This window comes from Acidovorax sp., assembly GCF_046339755.1.
Classification (GTDB): domain Bacteria; phylum Pseudomonadota; class Gammaproteobacteria; order Burkholderiales; family Burkholderiaceae_C; genus Acidovorax.
The window spans coordinates 1-19,676 of the sequence record NZ_JBKDTZ010000244.1; the positions used below are offsets into that span (position 1 = coordinate 1).

Sequence of the window (19,676 nt, forward strand, 5' to 3'; positions counted from 1 at the left end):
CCTTCGGGGTGATAAAAATCAGCATCTCTTGCTTGTTGGCTGATTTCGTACGCGTCTTGAACAGATTTCCAACACCTGGAATATCGCCAAGTACTGGAACCTTGGTCTCGTTGTTGTCTTCAAAGAGCTCGAAGATACCGCCAATCACGACGGTCCCACCATTTTCCACCAGGACCTGGGTCTTGATGTGCTTGGTGTTGATTGCGCGCACGTTGTTCAATACCTCGCCAGGGCTGTCTTTATTGACATCCAGATCAAGAATGATATTTCCTTCCGGAGTGATCTGTGGAAGCACTTCCAGCTTGAGAACAGCTTTCTTGAATGCAATCACGGTACCACCATTCGGCGCAGTCACAGGATAAGGAAACTCCGTCCCCTGCTCAATCGATGCCTTGGTCTGATCTGCTGTCACCACCCGAGGGCTGGACACAATCTTGCCTTTGCCGTCCGCTTCAAGCGCCGAGATTTCAAGATTCAAGAATCGGTTCGCAGCCGAATTGAAGATGGAAATTGCAAAGCTCGATGGATCGTAGCCCCCGATCGCAGTTGCCGGCAAATTGACAAAGTTACCATTTGTATTGACCGCACCCCCGGCAGAGGTGGAAGCAACTGCATTGCTGTAATTGGTTCCGAAAGCAAGTCGATTTCCACTGGTTCCCAAGGAGTAGCCACCGTCTCCGCCTCGCCCCGCACGCAGATCTGTTGCGCCGAGGCGCACACCCAGGGAGCGGCCAAATGTATCGGAGGCTTCCACAATACGCGCTTCGATCATCACCTGCCGAACCGCCACATCCAGGGTCGACAGAAGCTGACGCACCTCTTCGAGTTTGGCTGCCGTATCCGTCACAAACAACTGATTGGTCCGAGGCTCCGCTATGGCACTACCACGCTCACTTAGAAAGCGGTTCGAAGTACTTCCGCTCGATGTTGAGGAAAGTTGCACCACCATATCCGTGGCTTTGGCATAGTTCATCTGAAACGCCTGGGTCCTCAATGGCTCCAGCTTCTGAATGGCCAAGGCCGCTTCAAAATCCTTTTTGGTTCTGTCGTCAATCTCGTCCTTGGGAGCAATCCAGAGCACCGAGCCGTTCTTGCGCATGCCCAAGCCCTTGGCATCCATGATGATCTGCAGCGCTTGGTCCCAAGGCACGTCCTTCAGGCGCAGAGTCAACGCGCCTGTGACGGTATCCGAAGTCACGATGTTGAAGTTGGTGAAGTCGGCGATCACCTGCAGAAGGGACCGCACTTCGATGTTCTGGAAATTGAGCGACAGCTTTTCACCGCTGTAACCAGGTCCTTGCGTCAACTTGGTAAGGTCAATTTTCTTCTGACGCACTTCCACAACGAATTGATTATCGCTTTGGTAGGCGCTGTGCTCCCATTCGCCCACCGGCTCGATCACCATGCGAACCCTGTCCCCTTGCTGGGTGGAGGAGATGATCTGCACGGGAGTTCCGAAGTCCGTGACATCCAAGCGACGGCGCAACCCCTCGGACAGGGAGGATTTCAAAAAGTCTACCGTCAGACCTTTGCCGACAGGACGCAGATCCACACCTACCTGGTTGTTCGGCAGCGTGATAACGACCCGCCCAGACCCATCAGCACCGCGGCGAAAATCAATGTCCTTGATGGGCATTATTTCGGCATTCGCGCTCTCTGAAAAAATCGCAGTCTGCGAGCCGTTTGTAGCTACCACCGGCGCCATGGTGGTATCCAAATACACCAGCACGGATTTGCCTTGCAGCTCCGTGCGGTAGGACGCGGCCTGCTTCAAATTCAAAACCACCCGCGAACGACCCGGAGCCTGCACGAGGTTGGCCGACCGGATGTTCCCCTGATTGATTTGAACCACTGATTTACCCAAGCCACTGGTAGTGTCGGGAAAATCAAGGGCAATGCGCGCGGGCGACTGGGTGACAAACCCCGTGGGCAAGGCGGAGACAGGCTCCGAAAAATCGATACGGACGATCTCCACCCCCCCCTGCATCGCGCCAGAAATATTTTCAATTGCCCCTTGCGCCCAAACAACAGAAGAAGCTGCAAGCGAGGTTGCGAGAAGCATGCTCCGATTGAAAAACCGCATCGTCCAAAATGTGTTTCGCTTCATTTTTTTACCCCTTCTTGCAACTCAAGCGACGTTGTTCTTTCAGTCCAATCACCTGTTGCGTCCTGAACGATTTCTCGCAGCTGGATGCCCGTTTCGGTAATGGACGTGATACGCCCGTAATTTTGGCCAAGGTATTGCCCGACCGCCACCTGGTACAGCAGCTTGTCGGCAGTTACCAAAGCCGCAGGCTTGCCTTTGCTTTGCAGGCTGCCGACCATGGCAATGGCATCCAATGGGTACGCTTCCAATGGCTCTTTTCTGCGTGCCATTTCTGGAGCAATCAAAGCCGCATTGGAGGCAAGTTGTGCCGAATCCCGCCGCAACGCCTGTGTCAGCTTCAGCGGATTGAATGGTTCAAGCTGATTATCCGAACCATAAGGCTCCGGCTTGAACTGCTTGGGCTCGGACAGTGGGGTCACGCGCGGCTTGGCCTGCGCGCGCTCTTCGCTGATCCACTGGCGAATCTCATCTTCCCCGGAAGAAATACAGCCGGTCAGGACAGCAACGCACGCAAGAGCAAGAGTGCCTTTTATGTAGTTCATTTTGCAGCCCCCGCCCCTGCAGTCTTGCGTTGCGCCTGGATTTCCTCTGAATCAAGGTAGCGGAAGGTGCGCGCTGTAGCATCCATTATCAGATTACCGTTGGCAGCCTCCTTGCTTTGGGGGGCGGGCGTCGAAATTGCCACATCGTTCAAAGTCACGATCCGAGACAAATGAGCGATATCGGAAGCGAAGGCCCCCATATCATGGTAGCGCCCGGTTACACGCACAGCGATCGGCAGTTCAGCATAATACTCACGCACAACCACTTGGCCTGGCCTGAACAGTTCAAATTGCAGACTTCTGCCCAGGCCTGACTGGTTGATGTCGGACAGGAGTGCCGCCATTTCCGCTTTGCTGGGCAGTTGCTTTTCCAACTGGATAACGTACTGCTGGACTTGTTCACGCTGCTTTTTCAGCGCATCCAGGCTGACGGCTTTTTGCAACTTTTTCTTGTAGTCCTCGCGCAGCGTCAGTTCAGTCGCTTCTTCGGTCCTCAGCTCGGCTTCGTAGTCCGTCAATTTGACGAACCACAATGCAGCGGCCACGGCCACTGCGATGAAGACACACAATATATACCGGGGTACTGGCGGCCAAAGCGATGGGTCCTTGGTATCCAGGTTGGAGAACTGGCGTTGAAAATCGGCAAATTTCTCAGAAACGTCAATTTTTTGGGCTTTTTTTGTTGCCATGATTTCAGCCTCCCGCCGCACTTGCAGCAGCCTCCATCGCTTTGCGCGCTTCGCTGGACTTTACCAGTTGAAAACGAAGGTTGAAAGACGCAACACGACGTACATCCCTGGCACTCAGGTTCACATTGGTGGCAACAATTTCCACAAGCTCTGGCTTCGAAAGCCATGGCGTGTTGTTGGACAGGTTGCGCAGCAACTCAGAAATCCGTTCGTTGGATTGGGCAACGCCTTGCAAAGCGATCGACTGATTGGTTTGCTTCAGCGTAGTGATGTACACGCCATCAGGCAATTGCTTGACCAGTTCCGTCAGCAAGTGGACCGGCAGATTGCGGTCCGCCTGAAGATCTTCCACTGCCTTCTGACGTGCACGCAGCGCAGCGATTTCTTCTTCGATATTCGCAATTTCCTTGATCTGGCCTTCAAGCACTTGAATTTCAGATTTCAGGACACCATTTTTGGCTTGCTGGTCTGCAATCAGGGTCTGCAAGACCCAGTAGATCAGGCCCGCAACCAGCAGGCCGACAATGGCAGAAGCCATCATCGTTGCCTGAAATCCTTCACGGCGGCGTTTTCTGGCGGCTTCCCGATGGGGAAGTAAGTTAATCAGTATCACTGCAGGAACCTCCGCATGGCAAGGCCGCACGATGTCAGATAGGAAGGTGCTTCACGCACCATCTTCTTGAGCCGCACCGAGTTGCCGATTTCCATGCCGTCAAAAGGATTGGCCAGGCTGCAGGCGAAACCTGTTTGCTGCGTGACCGCTTCCGTCAACCCAGGCAACGGAGCGGACCCTCCCGCCAGGACGATGTGATCGATGCGGTTGTGGGGTGTGCTGGTAAAGAAGAATTGCAGAGCACGACCGATTTCCTGGGCCATGTTGTCCACAAAGGGGCGCAGCACGGCCGCCTGGTAATCCTCGGGCAGATCGCCATTGCGCTTCTTGTTCTCGGCCTCCTCCACCGAGAAACCATACTGGCGAACGATCAGTTGGGTCAGTTGTGCACCACCGAATGCCTGGTCGCGGTCATAGACCACTTCCTCATTGCGGATGACCTGCATGCTGGTGGTGACGGCACCGACCTCGAACAGGGCCACCAGGGCGTCTACGCCCTTGTTGGGCAAGGCCTCGATCAGGCGGCCCGCAGCCAGACGCGAGGCATTGGACTCGATGTCCACGACAACGGGCTTGAGGCCGGCAGCTTCCGCAAGGCCCTGCCGATCCTGCACCTTCTCCTTGCGAGAAGCCGCAATCAACACTTCCACATCACCCGGGGAACTCTTGCTGGGGCCTATGACACAAAAGTCCAGGCTCACCTCGTCCAGAGAGAAAGGAATGTACTGATTTGCTTCAGACTCGACCTGGACTTCAAGCTCCTGCTCGGTCATGCCACCGGGCAGGGTGATCTTCTTCGTGATCACGGCCGAAGGCGGCAATGCGAGCGCCACGTTCTTGGTGCGCGTGCCGCTCTTCTTGACGAGGCGACGCAGGGCTTCCGCCACTTCGTCGAACTTTTCGATATTGCCATCGGTGATCCAGCCGCGTTCCAGCGGCTCGATGGCGCAGCGCTCGAGGACCAGGCCTCCCGCCTTGTCCCGCCCCAACTCGACCAACTTGACGCTGGATGAGCTGATGTCGATACCCAGCAGAGGCGCAGACTGGCGACTGAACAAAGATCCCGTTGAGATCAAGATGGGTCCCCTGTAACTTGTCTAAATGACGCAACAAAACTTAACACTTCACATGAATGCTATCAGTAAGGTACTTCACCGGCAAAGAATTTTCCCCATCTGAACCGTTCGAAGCGTTGCCAAAACCACACGATCTCTTCAGTGGCTTCTGCGCAATTGCAAGGCCGTAAAGCGGCCGCCGAGACCGTTGGTCGGAGCCCTCGGGCCGTTTCCACTGAAAGAGGTCCGAGATTTTTATAATGGTGTCTCCACCAATCGGAGCGATATGCCGCCGCCCACTTCTCCCCAGCAAACGCCAACCGACTCTTCGACCGCCGCTTCCGCCCCCCCCCGCCCCACCTGGCTTCGCTGGCTGCTTCGCTTCGTACTGTGGACCACGGGCCTTGCGGTTGCAGGTGCGCTCGGCCTGTTGCTGACCATTGCCGTGGCACTGGCGGTGGCCTACCCCAACCTGCCCGACATTTCGGATCTGGCGGACTACCGTCCCAAGCTGCCTCTGCGCGTCTATTCCTCGGAAGGTGCCTTGCTGGGCGAATTCGGCGAAGAACGGCGCAACCTGACACCCATCCAGGAGATCCCCAAGGTCATGAAGGACGCGGTGCTGGCGATCGAAGACTCGCGCTTCTTCCAGCATGGCGGCGTCGACTACAAGGGCGTGATTCGCGCCGGCCTGGCCAATCTGGGCCGCGTCAAAAGCCAGGGCGCCTCCACTATCACAATGCAGGTGGCGCGCAATGTTTATCTGTCCTCAGAGAAAACATTTACTCGCAAAATTTACGAAATATTACTGACATTCAAACTGGAGCATATGTTGACCAAGGACCAGATCCTTGAGATTTACATGAACCAGATTTACTTGGGCAACCGGGCCTATGGATTTTCTGCGGCGGCAGAGGCTTACTACGGAAAGCCGCTCAAATCCATTTCGATCGCCGAGGCAGCGATGCTTGCCGGCCTGCCCACGGCCCCCTCGGCCTACAACCCGATCAGCAATCCCAAGCGCGCGCGCTCGCGCCAGCTCTACATCATCGAGCGGATGGAAGAGAACGGCTTCATCACCGCCCAGGAAGCCGCTGCCGCCAAGAAGGAAGACCTCAAGATCCGCAGCGGCCCGGACAACACGCGCATCCATGCCGAGTATGTGGCCGAGATGGCGCGCCAGCTCATCTTCACGCAGTATGGCAACGAGGCCTACACCCGCGGCCTGAATGTCTACACCACGCTGAATGCCGGGGAGCAGGAAGCCGCCTACACCGCACTGCGCCGCGGCATCATGGACTACGAGCGCCGCCAGCAGTACCGGGGCCCGGAAAAGTTCGTGGTGTTGCCCACTGCAGCCCAGGAAGTGGAAGAAGCTGTGGACGATGCCCTGGCCAACCACCCCGACAACGGCGACGTGATGGCCGCCGTGGTGCTCGAAGCCGGCCCCCGCAAGATCGTTGCCGCCCGCGCCAATGGCGACAACCTCGAGATCACGGGCGACGGCCTCAAGCCTGCCCAGTCCGGGCTGAGCGACAAGGCACCGCCCAACATCAAGATCCGCCGCGGCGCCGTGATCCGCGTGGTCAAGACACCCAAGGGCGCCTGGGAGATCACCCAGTTGCCCGAAGTCGAAGGCGCCTTCGTTGCACTCGATCCCCGCACCGGCTCGATCCGCGCCTTGGTGGGCGGCTTCGACTTCGACAAGAACAAGTTCAACCATGCGGCCCAGGCCTGGCGCCAGCCGGGCTCCAGCTTCAAACCGTTCATCTATTCGGCGGCCCTGGAGAAAGGCTTCACGCCCGCCACCGTGGTCAACGATGCCCCGCTGTTCTTCGACGCCGGCACGACCGGTGGCCAACCCTGGGAACCCAAGAACTACGACGGCAAGTACGACGGCCCCATGACCTTGCGCACGGGCCTGGCGAAGTCAAAGAACATGATCTCCATCCGGATCCTGCAGGCCGTCGGCCCCAAAACCGCGCAGGAATGGGTCTCACGTTTCGGCTTCGATGCCGAGAAGCACCCCGCCTACCTGACCATGGCGCTGGGCGCGGGATCGGTCACGCCGCTGCAGATGGCCTCGGCCTATTCCGTGTTCGCCAACGGCGGCTACCGCGTCAACCCCTGGCTCATCGCCAAGGTCACCGACCACAAGGGCCGGGTCATCTCCGAAGTCACGCCACCCGCCGTCACGGATCTGCCACGCGCCATCGACGCGCGCAATGCCTTCGTGATGAACAGCCTGCTGCAGGAGGTCACGCGTTCCGGCACCGCCGCGCGCGCACAAGGCACCCTGAAGCGGCCGGACCTGGCCGGCAAGACCGGCACCACCAACGACTCGGTGGACGCCTGGTTTGCCGGCTACCAGCCGACCATCGCTGCTGTCACCTGGATCGGCTATGACACGCCACGCAACCTGGGCAGCCGGGAAACCGGCGGCGGCCTGAGCCTGCCGGTCTGGATCAGCTTCATGGAGCGTGCGCTCAAGGGAGTCCCCGTGAGCGAGCCCGTCGTACCGCCCGGAGTGGTCAATGTCGGCGGCGAATGGTTCTACGAGGAATATGCACGCAATGCGGGCATCGCCAGCGTCGGGCTGGAGGAACAGCAGCGCAGCACCGGTGGCCCTGATGTGGCTCCGCATGCGCCGCCGCCGACAGAAGAGCGCAACCGCATTCTCGACCTGTTCAGGAATTGACGGTCAGAGCGCAGGAATCGAGGGCCGCCTTGCGCGGCCCTTGTCTTTTGCCCGATAGCCTGTCAGGCCGAGAAGACCAGCGGCATCCCCGACTGCGTCCGCGCATCCTCGGTCAGGCGCGCGAAGAACTCACCGCCTCCCTTGGTATCCTGCCAGGTCGAGCCATCGAACTTGTAGTGGTAGCCGCCCGACTTGGCAGCCATCCACACCTCGTGCAGCGGCTTTTGAAGGTTGATGACGATTTGACTGCGGTTGGCAAAGCTCAGCGTGATCATCCCGCCCGAGCGCTGGTTGTCGATGTCCGCGTCCGTCGTGTCGTTGAGTTCATCGCAACTGCGCTCGACAGCCGCCAGCAGTTTCTCGGCATGGTCCTGGAATTCAAGGTCAGTCATTACAATTTGCGCATGTTGAAAGCATTCCAAATTCTAGTCAGGACCGTTGTCCTTGCTGCCAGTGCGGCAGCCCTTGCAGGGTGCGGCCAACGCGGCCCGCTGTACCTGCCCTCCGGCCCCGCGGCCGCCCAGCGCGCCACCTTGCCCGAAACGCTCACGCCGGGAGCGGCACCTTCGACAGCCACGTCGGCCCCCCAGGCGCCGGCCTCCACGGCACGCTGACCTTTCGGCTCCCTCCCGGCGGAGCCCCTGATTGCCCACCGCTTGATCTCCATCAAGCAGTGCCCAGCAACGCCGGCCTACAGTCGCGGCTTTAGCACCGCAGCACTGCCATGGCCATCGAACTGTACCGAGACAAGAACCACGCCTGCCTGATGTTCACCGACCTGATCGAGGAGGATGGGCAGGCAGTGCAGGCCAACCAGTTCCTGATCGTGGACGACGACACCGGCGCCATCATCGACCCGGGTGGCAACCTCGCGTTCAATGAGCTGTTTATCGGCATGACCAAGCACTTCGCGCCGCACAAGCTGTCCTACCTGATCGCCTCGCATGCCGATCCGGACATCATTGCCTCGCTGGACCGCTGGATGACCAGCACCAAGGCATCGCTGGTGATCTCGCGCGTCTGGGAGCGTTTCGCGCCCCACTTCACCAAGGTCGGCAAGACCGAGAACCGCGTGATCGGCGTGCCCGACAGTGGCGGCCACCTGCCGCTGGGACGCAACGAGCTGGTGCTGCTGCCCGCTCACTTCCTGCACTCGGAGGGCAACTTCCACTTCTACGACCCGGTGAGCCGCATCCTTTTCACCGGCGACCTGGCGGTTTCGATGATGTCAGGCAGCGAGGCCAGCATCCCCGTCACGGACTTGGCTGCACACATTCCCCGCATGGAAGGCTTCCACCGGCGCTACATGGTGTCCAACAAGATCCTGCGCTTGTGGGTGCGCATGGCACGGCAGCTCGATATCTCCATGCTCGTTCCGCAGCACGGCGCACCCATCCTCGGCAAGCGGGCCATCAACGACTTCTTCGACTGGATCGAGAACCTGATGTGCGGCATCGACCTCTTTGACGACCGCGCCTACCAGGTCCCCACGGCCCATATCGACCCTGTGACGCGCCAGATGCGCCCCGCCCTGCGCACCGTGGGCTGACGACGAAGCACGGGTTCAGCGCGACGCGGCGGCGGCGGAGCCCGCCTTCACCGCACGCCTGCGCGCGGCCTGCCACACCCGCCAGCCCAGCAGCAGGGACAGGATAGCCGCATACACCGCCACCTCGCCAAAATCGTTCTTGCCCGCGCGCATCCAGAAAAAGTGCAGCAGCGCCAGGCCCGCCACGGCATACACCGTGCGGTGCAGCGTCTGCCAGCGTTTGGCGCCCAGCGCGCGGATCGCACGGTTGAAGGAGGTGGCCGCCATGAGCAGCAGCAGCACGAAGGCCGCAAAGCCCACCAGGATGAATGGCCGCTTGGCGATGTCCACTGCGATGTCGGCCACTTCGAAACCCATGTCGAACCAGCCATAGCCCAGCAGGTGCAGCAGGGCGTAGAAGAACACGAACAAGCCCAGCATGCGCCGAAAGCGCGCCAGCTGCGGCGTGGCCGTCACGACCCGCAGCGGCGTCACTGCGAGCACCAGGCACAGAGCGCGCAACGTCCAGTCACCGGTGGATCGGATCAGCGCCTCGGCAGGGTTGGCACCCAACTGGTTGGACAGCGCAGCATAGACAAGCCATGCCAGCGGCAGCAGGCACAGCACAAAGACCACCGGCTTGGCCAAGGAGTGGAGCAGCAGTTTGCGCACGGCGGCAGGCCCGGCTGTGAGGTCAGTAGAACTTCTTGAGGTCCATGCCCGCGTACAGCTGGCCCACCTGCGCCTCATAGCCGTTGAACATCAACGTCTTGCGCTTCTTGGCGAACAGACCATCCTCGCCGATGCGCCGCTCGGTCGCCTGGCTCCAGCGCGGATGGTCCACATTGGGGTTCACGTTGGAATAAAAGCCGTACTCCTGCTGCGCCGCCTTGTTCCAGGCCGTGCCCGGCTCCTTGTCGGTGAAGCGGATCTTGACGATGCTCTTGGCGCTCTTGAAGCCGTACTTCCATGGCACCACCAGGCGCACGGGCGCTCCGTTCTGGTTGGGCAGCACCTCGCCGTACATGCCAAAGGCCAGCAGGGTCAGCGGGTGCATGGCCTCGTCCATGCGCAGCCCTTCCACATAGGGCCAGTCCAGCACGCGCGAACCCACGAAGGGCATGGTGGCCTTGTCGGCCAGGGTTACGAACTCCACGTACTTGGCGCTGCCCTGCGGCTCCACGCGCTTGATGAGTTCGGCCAGCGAATAGCCGACCCAGGGGATCACCATGGACCAGCCCTCCACGCAGCGCAGGCGGTAGATGCGCTCTTCCTGGGCGCTGAGCTTGACCAGGTCCTCAATGCCGTACTTGCCCGGCTTCTTCACCATGCCCTCGACCTCCACCGTCCAGGGCGATGTCTTGAGCGTGTGGGCATTGCGCGCCGGATCGGCCTTGTCAGTGCCGAACTCGTAGAAGTTGTTGTAGGTGCTGGCGTCCTTGTAGTCGGTCAGCTTTTCCATCGACACCGCACCCGCCACGGTCGACTTGGCACCCGGCAGCGCTGCCAGCTTGCCCGGTCGAGGCGTCACGCCAGCGGCCGCCTGCGCCAGGGCCTCGCGCCCGGCCCAGGCGGCCAGGGCGGCGCCTGCGGCACCCCCGGCCATCAGGCGCAGCATGTCGCGGCGTCCCTCATAGGCGGCGCGCGGCGTGATCTCGGACGAAAGCGGGTGGTTGAAACCCGAATGGCGGGAATGGAAAGGCATAAGGGCTCCGGTCAGGCAGTAGGGGATGCGTCCACGGGTAGAGCGGTACTACCCGTAGTTCGTTCCAGATACGGATCAGGTTACACCGCGGATGCAATCTTTGCAGTACCGGCGCCCCATGCCCCTGCCCTCGCACTCCTGTCCTACAGCGTGCCGTAGCTGTGCAGTCCGCTCAGGAACATGTTGACCCCGAGGAAGGCGAAGGTCGTGACCGCCAAGCCCACCAGCGCCCACCAGGCCGACACGGTGCCGCGCAAGCCCTTCATGAGGCGCATGTGCAGCCAGGCCGCGTAGTTGAGCCAGACGATCAGCGCCCAGGTCTCCTTGGGATCCCAGCTCCAGTAGCCGCCCCAGGCCTCGGCCGCCCACAGGGCGCCCAACACGGTGGCAATGGTGAAGAACGCGAAGCCCACGGCAATGGCCTTGTACATCACATCGTCCAGGATCTCGAACGAAGGCAGGCGCTCTGCGATGCGCTTGCGTCCGAACAGGATGCCCGCCACGATCAGCGCCGAAATGCCGAAGTACACCATCCAGTAACCGCCGCCGTTCTCGGTGGCACCCTGGCGGAACACGATGGGCTCGAAGCACAGCACCACGCCCAGCAGCCACAGCGGCGCCAGCTTGTACCAGCGCGTCTCGGTGGCCTGCTGCTTGATCAGGTAGGCGAAGGCCACCATGGCCGACAGCGCAAAGGTGCCGTAGCCGATGAAGTTGGCCGGCACATGCAGTTTCATCCACCAGCTCTTGAGCGCGGGTACCAGGGGCTGGATCTCGTGCGCCTCGCGCACCACCGTGTACCAGAGCAGAAAGCCCACCGCCGCGCTCACCACCAGCATCACGAAGCCACCCAGCGCGCGCGTCTTGTACTGCGCCTCGTAGTACAGGTAGAAGGCTGCCGTCATCCAGCAGAACAGCACGAACACCTCATACAGGTTGCTCACCGGGATGTGGCCGATGTCCGGCCCGATCAGGTAGCTCTCGTACCAGCGCACCAGGGTGCCGATCAGCGCCATGCCCACCGCGACCCAGGCCAGACGCGAGCCGATGAGGTTCATCGCATGCCCCTCGCCGCGCGCGAACATGCCGATCCAGTAGAACGCCGTGCTCATGAAGAACAGCACGCTCATCCACAGGATGGCCGATTGACTGGACAGAAAATACTTGAGGCCGAACACCGTATCAGCCCGCGCCAGGCTGCCGGCACCATCGACCTGGTACAGCCCGATCGCCATCAGCGCCACCGCGGACACCACCAGCATCAGGGTGCGCAACGGGCGCCAGAACCAGCCCAGCCAGATGGCACTGGGAATCGTGCCCAGCAGAATGCCCTTCTCGTAGCCATCCATGAAGCTGCCATAGCGCTGCAGCGCAAACAGGCCGCCGGCCGCCACGATGGCGGCAAATGACCAGTCCAGCCAGTTGCGGCGCGAAAAATACCCCTCGTTCAGGGTGATCGTGGTGTTGCGGGTGGCCGTGTTCATGGGTTGCCTTGCAGGGGCTTGGCCCCGATCAGTTTTTCTGCGAGTGCTACGAACTCGTTGTCTCCGTCCATGGTCTTGCGGTTGCTCGACAAGGCCATGGTGGCATGTGTCCTGCCATCCTGCGGTGCCACCCAGACCCAGATGCGGCGCTCGCGGATGTAGAGCATCGCAAAAACGCCCAGAATGAGCAAGGCACAGCCCAGGTAGACGATGTTCCGGCCCGGGGCGCGCGCCACCTGGAACACGCTGGCCTGCACCTGTGTGAAGTCCTTGAGTTCGAAGGCAACGGGTGCCGGGTAGATCTGTGCGTCGCTCAGCGACAGCACGGCCTGGGTCATGAAACCGCGCGTCTTGTCGTCCGGAGCCAAAGGCTCCAGGCCGGCTTTCTTGCGCGACAGCTGCGCCAGCTCGAACAGGCTGCCGTTCAGGATGCGGATCAGCACCTCGCCGGCCCGGCCGCGCTCGGCCTCGGGCACGTTGGCCTCCATGAAGTCGGAGATCGCCTGCAGCCCGCCCGTGGGCTTGCCATCGACCATGCCATTGCCGGCAAACAAGGTCAGCGCGCGCATCGCCGACTGTGCCAACTGCTCGCCCACGTCGGGGCGCGACGGGTCGATGGCTTGCGCTACATAGCTGCGCACCGCCTGCTCGCGCGCCGCCGGGTCGGCCAGGGCGTTGCGCAGGCGCAGGAAGCCTTCCATGCTGCCCTGGTCGTCGATCGGTATGCGCAGGTAGCGGAACGGGTCCGCCGGCATTTCGCGCACACCGAGCAGGTACACCGGCACGCCATCACCCGTGTCCACGGGCAGCATGTAGTTGTGGAACTCGCGCGCCTGGCCTGCTGCATCGCGCAGCTTGTAGCTCACGCTCGGACCCACGTTGCGCAGTTCCTTCTTGGTCACGGTCTTGTTGGCCGCGCCCAGGCGCGACTCCACCGCCTCCCGCAAATCCACCTTGCGCACATCCACCCCGCTGGCGCCAGGCCCGGCACCGCCGAAATTCTCGACGTGGATGGTGCGCAGCGCCGTGAATTCCAGGGTCATCACATCGCTGCCCGGCATGCCGCCCTTGTTGGTCAGCTGGGTCGAATCCCCGACCACGCCCTCTACATCGAAGGCCTTGGCTCCCGGCGCCATGGGCACGGCGCGCAGCTTGAGGTGCGAGCCGCCGTCGTCGAAACTCGACTGGTAGATCTCCACGCCCTTGTAGCTGGCCGGGTGGTTCACCTCCACCCGGGCCGGCGTCTTCTCACCGGTGGCCTTGTCGTGGATGATGATCTCACTGGCAAACAGCTTGGGCATGCCCGTGGAATAGTGCTCCACGATGAACTTCTTGAGTTCGATCGCAAACGGCAGCTCCTGCAGCAGCACGCCGTCGGACTGGTTGAGCAGTGCGATGCTCGACTGCGTGCCCTCGGCCACCAGCAGGTTGCCGCGGAAGGTGGGATTGCGCTCGGACAGGCGGTGCTCGGGCTTCACGTCGGCAATCAGGCCGCCACCGGCATACGGCGTCTTGCCGCCCAGCACCATCTGCGCACGCACGATCAGGTCGCCATCGAGCAACCCGCCCACGCACACCAGCACGATGGCGCTGTGCGCCGCGATGTAGCCGATCTTGTTGGCCGCGCCCGCCTTGGCCGCCACCATCCAGCCCGTGCCGGCACCCGCCGGGGTGTCGCGCTGCTGCAGGCGCACCTTCCAGCCACCGCCGGCCAGCAGGGTACCGATGCGTTTCGCCTCGGCCTCGGCGCCTTCGGGCAGCTCGGCCTCGGCCTTGTGGTGAAAGGCCTTGAGGCTCTGCTCGCGGATATTTTCCTTGTAGACGCGCAGGTCCACAAGGATCTTGGGCGTGTTGCGTGCAATGCACAGCGAGGTGCTCAGCACCAGGAACGCCAGGATCAGCAGGAACCACCAGGCGCTGTACACCGCATTGAGCTGGATGGCGCCAAACAGGGTGGCCCAGAAGGGACCGAACTGGTTGACGTAGTTCGCCGCAGGCTCGTGCTGCTTGAGCACGGTGCCGATCACCGAAGCGATGCAGATCACCGTCAGCAGCGAGATCGCGAACCGCATCGAGGACAGCAACTCGATCCCTGCGCGCAGGGCCTTGGAGCCGTACTGGACGCTAACGCCCTGGGTGTTGTCAGACATGGGGGAGGGGACGCTAGGCCCGCAAATAAAAAAGGACGGGGCCATCGGTTCGATGGACCCGCCCTTTTTGGGTTTGTTCTTGGCGGTTGGTTCCGTGCAGCCCGTGCTGTGCGGGCCGCACTTGATGGGGATCAGTCAATCAGCAATCAGCGCAGGCCGGCGATGTAGTCCGCCACGGCCTTGATTTCGCGGTCGTTCAGCTTGGCAGCCACCTGCGTCATCTGCAGGCTGTTGGCGCGCTTGCCATCGCGGAAAGCGACGAGCTGCGTGGCCGTGTAGTCGGCGTGCTGGCCGGACAGGCGCGGGTACTGGGCTGGAATGCCGGCACCGTTGGGGCTGTGGCAGCCAGCGCAGGCCGCGATATTGCGATCGGCAATGCCGCCGCGGTAGATGCGCTCGCCCAGCGAGACCAAGGCCTTGTCCTTGGCGAAGCCGGGCTTGGCCGCCTTGGAAGTCACCCAGTACGCGATGTTCTTCATGTCCTCGTCCGACAGGGCCATGGCAAAGCCCTTCATCACCGGGTCGTTGCGCTTGCCCGACTTGAACTCCTGCAGCTGCTTGACTAGGTACTCGGGGTGCTGCTGCGACAGCTTGGGGTTGGCCGCGATGGCCGAGTTGCCGTCTGCGCCGTGGCAGGCAGCGCACACCGCGGTGAAGCTCGCCTCGCCCTTGACCAGGTCAGGCTTGGCTGCCGCCTTGGGCGGCGCAGCGGGTGTCTCGCCCGCGGAAAAGGCCGGAAAAGCAGGTGCTGCCAGCACGGCAGCCATCAGCATAGAGGCGAGCAACTTCATATCGAGGGTCTGTGTGTTTATGTGCGCAAATCTCCGCGATTCTACAATGAGGCCCCACTCGCATCTCAAGTACTCATGACGACCACCCCTATCGCGCCAGTTGCTGGCTCTCTTCCGCCCGCACCTGACGCCAAGATCGCCATGGGTTGGATGCACACGGCCAGATTCCTCACCACGGCGGCGCAACTGCACCACCTGCCCCCCATCACGGTGCCGGAGATTGCCTTCGTGGGCCGTTCCAATGCCGGAAAATCCACCTGCATCAACACGCTGACCCAGCAAAAACAGCTCGCATTCGCCTCCAAGAAACCCGGCCGCACCCAGCACATCAACCTGTTCTCCCTGGGAAAACAGGGCGTGATGGACGCCGTGCTGGCCGACTTGCCCGGCTATGGCTATGCCGCCGTCTCGCGCTCGGACAAGGTGCGCTGGCAGCAGGTGATGGTCAATTACCTGGTCAGCCGCCCCGGCCTCACGGGCATCGTGCTGCTGTGCGACCCGCGCCTGGGCCTCACCGAACTCGACGAAGCCCTGCTTGAAGTGGTGCGCCCCCGCGTTGAAGAAGGGCTCAAATTCCTCATCGTGCTCACCAAGGCCGACAAGCTCACGCGGGCCGAGCAGGCCAAGGTGCTGTCGATTACGCGACTGCATGCTGGCGGTGGCGAGGTGAAGATGTTCTCGGCCCTGAAGAAACAGGGCGTGGACGAGGTGGCCCAGTTGCTGTGGCAATGGGCCCACCCGGTGCCGGGTGCCGAGCCGGCGGCCGGCGATGCGAACCCTGTGTCCGACGCTGCCAGCGCCGACGCCCAGGAACCCGAGGAAGACTGAGCAGCAGCGTCGGGCCCATGCGCGCTGGCTGCTACACCAATGATAGCAACAGCACCATGATCCAGACCCGCACCATCACCCTGCCCCATGGCACCACCCTGCAGTGCCGCGAAAGCGGCACCGCCGGCCGGCCGGTCCTGCTGTTCCTGCACGGCTTTCCCGAAGGTGCCTTCATCTGGGACACCCTGCTGGCCCATTTCGCCCGGCCTGAGCATGGTGGCTACCACTGCCTGGCACCTTACCTGCGCGGGTTCGGCCAGTCCAGCAGCCCCGCCGAGGTAGATGCCTACCGGGCCAAATACCTGGTGCAGGACCTGGTCGCCCTGGTCGCAGCCGTGAGCCCCGGCCAGCCGCTGGAATGCCTGGTGGCCCACGACTGGGGCGGCGCCGTGGCCTGGAACCTGGCCAACCAGCAGCCGCAGCTCATGAAGCGGCTGGCCATTGTCAATTCGCCGCACCCCGGCACCTTTCTGCGAGAGCTGCAGCACAACCCGGCGCAACAGGCCAACAGCCAGTACATGCATTTCCTGTGCAGGCCCGACGCCGAGGCCTTGCTGGCCGAGAACGACTTTGCGCGCCTGTTCGCCTTCTTCGATGATCCCGAAGGCCGTGCCCCCGCCTGGCTGACCGAGGACATGCGCGCCCAATACCGCGCCCTGTGGCAGCAGGGCCTGACGGGCGCCTGCAATTACTACCGAGCCAGCCCTTTGCGCCCGCCGCGCGGCGAAGACAACACCATCGCCAGCATCAGCTTGCCCGACAGCATGCTGACCATTGCGCTGCCCACCCTGGTGGTCTGGGCCATGCAGGACCCCGCCCTGCTGCCCGGCCTGCTCGATGGCCTGGGAGACTGGATTCCCCGGTTGCAGATCGACCGCGTGGAAGGTGCCTCCCACTGGGTGGTGCACGAGCAGCCCGAGCGGGTGAAAAGCGCGCTGGCGCGCTTTCTGGGCGCGGGCTGACTCAGCGCTCAGTACATGGAAGGGTCGCCCTCGGGACGTGTCTTGAAGCGCTTGTGCACCCAGTAGTACTGCCCCGGCGACACGTCGATGTACGACTGCAGGTTGCGGTTCATCAAGGCCGTATCGGCCTCGGCATCCTCGGTAGGGTAGTTGGGCCAGGCTGGCGAGATCTCGGCCACATAGCCCGTGGGCGTGATGCGCGTGACCATGGAGATCACCTTGGCTCGGCCCAGCCGGGCAAAGCGCGAGAGCGAGGGCACGGTGGCCGCGGTGACCCCGTAGAAAGGCACGAACAGCGAATCGTTGCGCCCGAAATCCATGTCGGGCAGCAGGTACAAGAGGCCGCCCTTGCGCAGACCGCTCAGGATAGGCTTGACGCCATCGCCCCGGTTGAGCATGCGCACGTTGCCAAAACGCTGGCGCCCGTTGCGGATCCACATGTCCACCGCCGGGTCGGGCTGCGGTGTGAAGATGGAGGTGAAGGCCCGGTCGGTGTGCAGGGTGAGGGCCGATCCCCCCGCGTCCATGCCATAGAAATGCGGGGCAAAAATGATGGTGGGGGTATCGCCCAGCAATTCGTCCAGCGCACCCAGCAGCTTCACGCGCTGGAGCACCGTCTCGCGCGGCGCGAACCACAGCCAGCTGCGGTCCAGCCAGGTCTGGCAAAAGCCGACAAAACTTTCGCGCGCCCACCGGCGACGCTGGGCCTCGGTGAACTCCGGGAAGCACAACTCCAGGTTGCGCAGCGTCACCCTGCGCCGCGGCGCCGCCAGCAGGTACAGCGCCTGGCCGATCAGCCAGCCCATGCCCCGCAGCACGCGCAGGGGCAGCAAGGCCAGCACGCGCATGAACCACACCCCGAGACGGCCCGTCATGCGCCCTCTCCGGCAGCAGGGGCTACAGCCTCCCCACGGGGTTCCTTGTAGCGGCCGTAGCCCCACAGGTACTGGTCGGGCGACTGTCGTATCAAATGTTCCATGGCCTGGTTGATCTGCAGCAATGCGGTGTCGGGGTCTTGCGCCAGCGGCGCGGCGGGAAGGGGTTCGAAATGCACCACGTAGCCACGGCCCCAGGACAGGCGTTCGCAGCGCACCAGGACCACGGCCGCCCCCGTCTGGTGGGCCAGGCGCACGGCCAGCGTCATGGTGTAGGCATCCTTGCCGAAGAAAGGGCTCCACTGGCCTTGCCCGTGGGGCGGTACCTGGTCGGGCAGCAGGCCCACGGCCTCGCCCCGGCGCAGCGCCTTGATCATCTGGCGAACGCCCGAAAGATTGGTCGGCACGGCCAGCATGCCGGGCCGGTTGCGCGCCGTCTCCATCACCTTGGCCAGCCAGGGCTGACGCGCAGGACGGTAAAGCACGGTGATCGGGCCATGCTCGGCACTCCAGCGCTGCGCGGCTGCCTGGGCCGAGAACTCGAAACAGCCCAGGTGCGGCGTCAGGTACAGGATGCCACGGCCCTGGGCGTAGGCCGCCTCCACGCAGGCACCGCCCTCGATGCGAAACGGCAGCGGTGCCCCCAGCCACAGGCGCGGCAGCTCGGCCACCATGCGGCCCGCATGGCCGATGGCGGCGCTCACCTCACCAAAACGGTAACCGGCCAGCGCGGCATTGGCGCGAAAGCGGCCGCGGTAGATCGGAGAGGCCAGAAAAGCCACCCAGCCCATGGCTGCGCCCAGGCCATGGAGCAGCCACAGTGGAAACACGGAAAACAGACGGAACAAAGATGGCATTAAAATGACGGGGTCGCTGAGTTAAATGAGCAACTTGCAGGGCGACGTTAAATATTTCTGCTAAAGCGTTCGCCAAAGCTCCTTCGGGGTGAGGGCAACGCCCCAAATGCCGGAACACAGGAGTTTATTCAAATGGCGAACGACTTTCTCTTCACATCGGAATCCGTCTCGGAAGGCCACCCCGACAAGGTGGCCGACCAGATCTCGGACGCGATCCTCGATGCCATCTTCAAGCAGGACCCGCGCAGCCGCGTCGCCGCCGAAACGCTGACCAACACCGGCCTGGTGGTGCTGGCGGGCGAAATCACGACCAACGCCCATGTGGACTACATCCAGGTGGCGCGCGACACCATCAAGCGCATCGGCTACGACAACACCGACTACGGCATCGACTACAAGGGCTGCGCGGTGCTGGTGGCCTACGACAAGCAGAGCAATGACATCGCGCAGGGCGTCGATCAGGCCAGCGACGACCACCTCAACACCGGCGCCGGCGACCAGGGGCTGATGTTCGGCTACGCCTGCGACGAGACGCCCGAGCTGATGCCCGCGCCGATCTACTACGCGCACCGGCTGGTCGAGCGCCAGGCGCAGCTGCGCAAGGACGGCCGCCTGCCCTTCCTGCGGCCCGACGCCAAGAGCCAGGTGACGATGCGCTACGTGGACGGCAAGCCCCACAGCATCGACACCGTGGTGCTCTCCACCCAGCACCACCCCGACCAGAGCGAAACCGCCAAGACGATGAAGAAGAGCTTCGTCGAGGCCGTGATCGAAGAGATCATCAAGCCCGTG

19 protein-coding genes are annotated in these 19,676 nt (G+C 62.4%); 6 read left to right on the forward strand and 13 right to left on the reverse strand.

The window, feature by feature from the left end:
• The 5 genes from pilQ to ACK59X_RS21405 all read right to left on the reverse strand — a co-directional run.
• Window positions 1-2,062, reverse strand: a 2,062-nt coding sequence (gene pilQ / locus ACK59X_RS21385) for a type IV pilus secretin PilQ (RefSeq protein WP_409960395.1), incomplete at its 3' end; no start/stop codon positions are given.
• Window positions 2,063-2,103: 41 nt separating this feature from the next.
• The gene (locus tag ACK59X_RS21390) at window positions 2,104-2,649 is read right to left on the reverse strand and encodes a pilus assembly protein PilP (protein ID WP_409960396.1); all 546 of its coding nucleotides are present in this window, start codon (window positions 2,647-2,649) and stop codon (window positions 2,104-2,106) included.
• On the reverse strand, window positions 2,646-3,338 hold the full coding sequence (locus tag ACK59X_RS21395; protein WP_409960397.1) for a type 4a pilus biogenesis protein PilO: 693 nt from the start codon (window positions 3,336-3,338) through the stop codon (window positions 2,646-2,648). Before ACK59X_RS21395 ends, ACK59X_RS21390 begins: the two co-directional genes overlap by 4 nt.
• 4 nt (window positions 3,339-3,342) lie before the next feature.
• On the reverse strand, window positions 3,343-3,951 hold the full coding sequence (locus tag ACK59X_RS21400) for a PilN domain-containing protein (RefSeq protein ID WP_409960398.1): 609 nt from the start codon (window positions 3,949-3,951) through the stop codon (window positions 3,343-3,345).
• A complete protein-coding gene (locus ACK59X_RS21405) occupies window positions 3,948-5,027 on the reverse strand; it encodes a pilus assembly protein PilM (RefSeq protein WP_409960399.1) in 1,080 nt (359 codons plus the stop codon). The genes ACK59X_RS21400 and ACK59X_RS21405 overlap by 4 nt, the downstream gene beginning before the upstream one ends.
• A gap of 265 nt (window positions 5,028-5,292) precedes the next feature.
• On the opposite strand from ACK59X_RS21405, the gene ACK59X_RS21410 reads away from it, so the two are divergent.
• The gene (locus ACK59X_RS21410; RefSeq protein ID WP_409960413.1) at window positions 5,293-7,704 is read left to right on the forward strand and encodes a penicillin-binding protein 1A; all 2,412 of its coding nucleotides are present in this window, start codon (window positions 5,293-5,295) and stop codon (window positions 7,702-7,704) included.
• Between the two features lie 62 nt (window positions 7,705-7,766).
• Here ACK59X_RS21410 and cyaY read toward each other — a convergent pair whose 3' ends face one another.
• The gene (cyaY, locus tag ACK59X_RS21415; protein WP_409960400.1) at window positions 7,767-8,096 is read right to left on the reverse strand and encodes an iron donor protein CyaY; all 330 of its coding nucleotides are present in this window, start codon (window positions 8,094-8,096) and stop codon (window positions 7,767-7,769) included.
• Between the two features lie 12 nt (window positions 8,097-8,108).
• Between cyaY and lptM the strand changes: the two genes are divergently transcribed.
• Together lptM and ACK59X_RS21425 are read left to right on the forward strand one after the other, a co-directional pair.
• Complete coding sequence (lptM, locus tag ACK59X_RS21420; protein ID WP_409960401.1) at window positions 8,109-8,318, forward strand: LPS translocon maturation chaperone LptM; 210 nt, start codon at window positions 8,109-8,111, stop codon at window positions 8,316-8,318.
• A 110-nt stretch (window positions 8,319-8,428) separates the two neighbouring features.
• The gene (locus ACK59X_RS21425; protein ID WP_409960402.1) at window positions 8,429-9,253 is read left to right on the forward strand and encodes an MBL fold metallo-hydrolase; all 825 of its coding nucleotides are present in this window, start codon (window positions 8,429-8,431) and stop codon (window positions 9,251-9,253) included.
• Window positions 9,254-9,268: 15 nt separating this feature from the next.
• Here the strand turns inward: ACK59X_RS21425 and ACK59X_RS21430 are convergent, their stop codons facing one another.
• From ACK59X_RS21430 to ACK59X_RS21450, 5 genes are all read right to left on the reverse strand, one after another.
• Window positions 9,269-9,904 (reverse strand): sulfite oxidase heme-binding subunit YedZ, encoded by a 636-nt coding sequence (locus ACK59X_RS21430; protein ID WP_409960403.1) that lies wholly within the window; start codon window positions 9,902-9,904, stop codon window positions 9,269-9,271.
• A 22-nt stretch (window positions 9,905-9,926) separates the two neighbouring features.
• On the reverse strand, window positions 9,927-10,937 hold the full coding sequence (msrP, locus tag ACK59X_RS21435; protein ID WP_409960404.1) for a protein-methionine-sulfoxide reductase catalytic subunit MsrP: 1,011 nt from the start codon (window positions 10,935-10,937) through the stop codon (window positions 9,927-9,929).
• A 143-nt stretch (window positions 10,938-11,080) separates the two neighbouring features.
• Window positions 11,081-12,421: a c-type cytochrome biogenesis protein CcsB gene (ccsB, locus tag ACK59X_RS21440; protein ID WP_409960405.1), complete on the reverse strand. Its 1,341-nt coding sequence runs from the start codon at window positions 12,419-12,421 to the stop codon at window positions 11,081-11,083.
• Window positions 12,418-14,571 (reverse strand): cytochrome c biogenesis protein ResB, encoded by a 2,154-nt coding sequence (locus ACK59X_RS21445; protein ID WP_409960406.1) that lies wholly within the window; start codon window positions 14,569-14,571, stop codon window positions 12,418-12,420. Before ACK59X_RS21445 ends, ccsB begins: the two co-directional genes overlap by 4 nt.
• A 146-nt stretch (window positions 14,572-14,717) precedes the next feature.
• Window positions 14,718-15,362 carry a c-type cytochrome gene (locus ACK59X_RS21450; protein WP_409960407.1) on the reverse strand — a complete coding sequence of 215 codons (645 nt, stop codon included), beginning with the start codon at window positions 15,360-15,362 and terminating at the stop codon, window positions 14,718-14,720.
• 75 nt (window positions 15,363-15,437) lie between these two features.
• Between ACK59X_RS21450 and yihA the strand changes: the two genes are divergently transcribed.
• Both yihA and ACK59X_RS21460 read left to right on the forward strand, forming a co-directional pair.
• A complete protein-coding gene (gene yihA, locus ACK59X_RS21455; RefSeq protein ID WP_409960408.1) occupies window positions 15,438-16,190 on the forward strand; it encodes a ribosome biogenesis GTP-binding protein YihA/YsxC in 753 nt (250 codons plus the stop codon).
• A 56-nt stretch (window positions 16,191-16,246) separates the two neighbouring features.
• Window positions 16,247-17,152, forward strand: a complete 906-nt coding sequence (locus ACK59X_RS21460; RefSeq protein WP_409960409.1) for an alpha/beta fold hydrolase — start codon at window positions 16,247-16,249, stop codon at window positions 17,150-17,152.
• A gap of 8 nt (window positions 17,153-17,160) precedes the next feature.
• On the opposite strand, the gene ACK59X_RS21465 is transcribed toward ACK59X_RS21460, so the two are convergent.
• Complete coding sequence (locus ACK59X_RS21465) at window positions 17,161-18,027, reverse strand: lysophospholipid acyltransferase family protein (protein ID WP_409960410.1); 867 nt, start codon at window positions 18,025-18,027, stop codon at window positions 17,161-17,163.
• Window positions 18,024-18,884 (reverse strand): lysophospholipid acyltransferase family protein, encoded by an 861-nt coding sequence (locus ACK59X_RS21470; RefSeq protein WP_409960411.1) that lies wholly within the window; start codon window positions 18,882-18,884, stop codon window positions 18,024-18,026. The genes ACK59X_RS21465 and ACK59X_RS21470 overlap by 4 nt, the downstream gene beginning before the upstream one ends.
• Before the next feature lie 132 nt (window positions 18,885-19,016).
• Here ACK59X_RS21470 and ACK59X_RS21475 point away from each other — a divergent pair.
• Window positions 19,017-19,676 (forward strand): S-adenosylmethionine synthetase N-terminal domain-containing protein (locus ACK59X_RS21475; protein ID WP_409960412.1); only part of this gene is annotated, 660 nt, incomplete at its 3' end.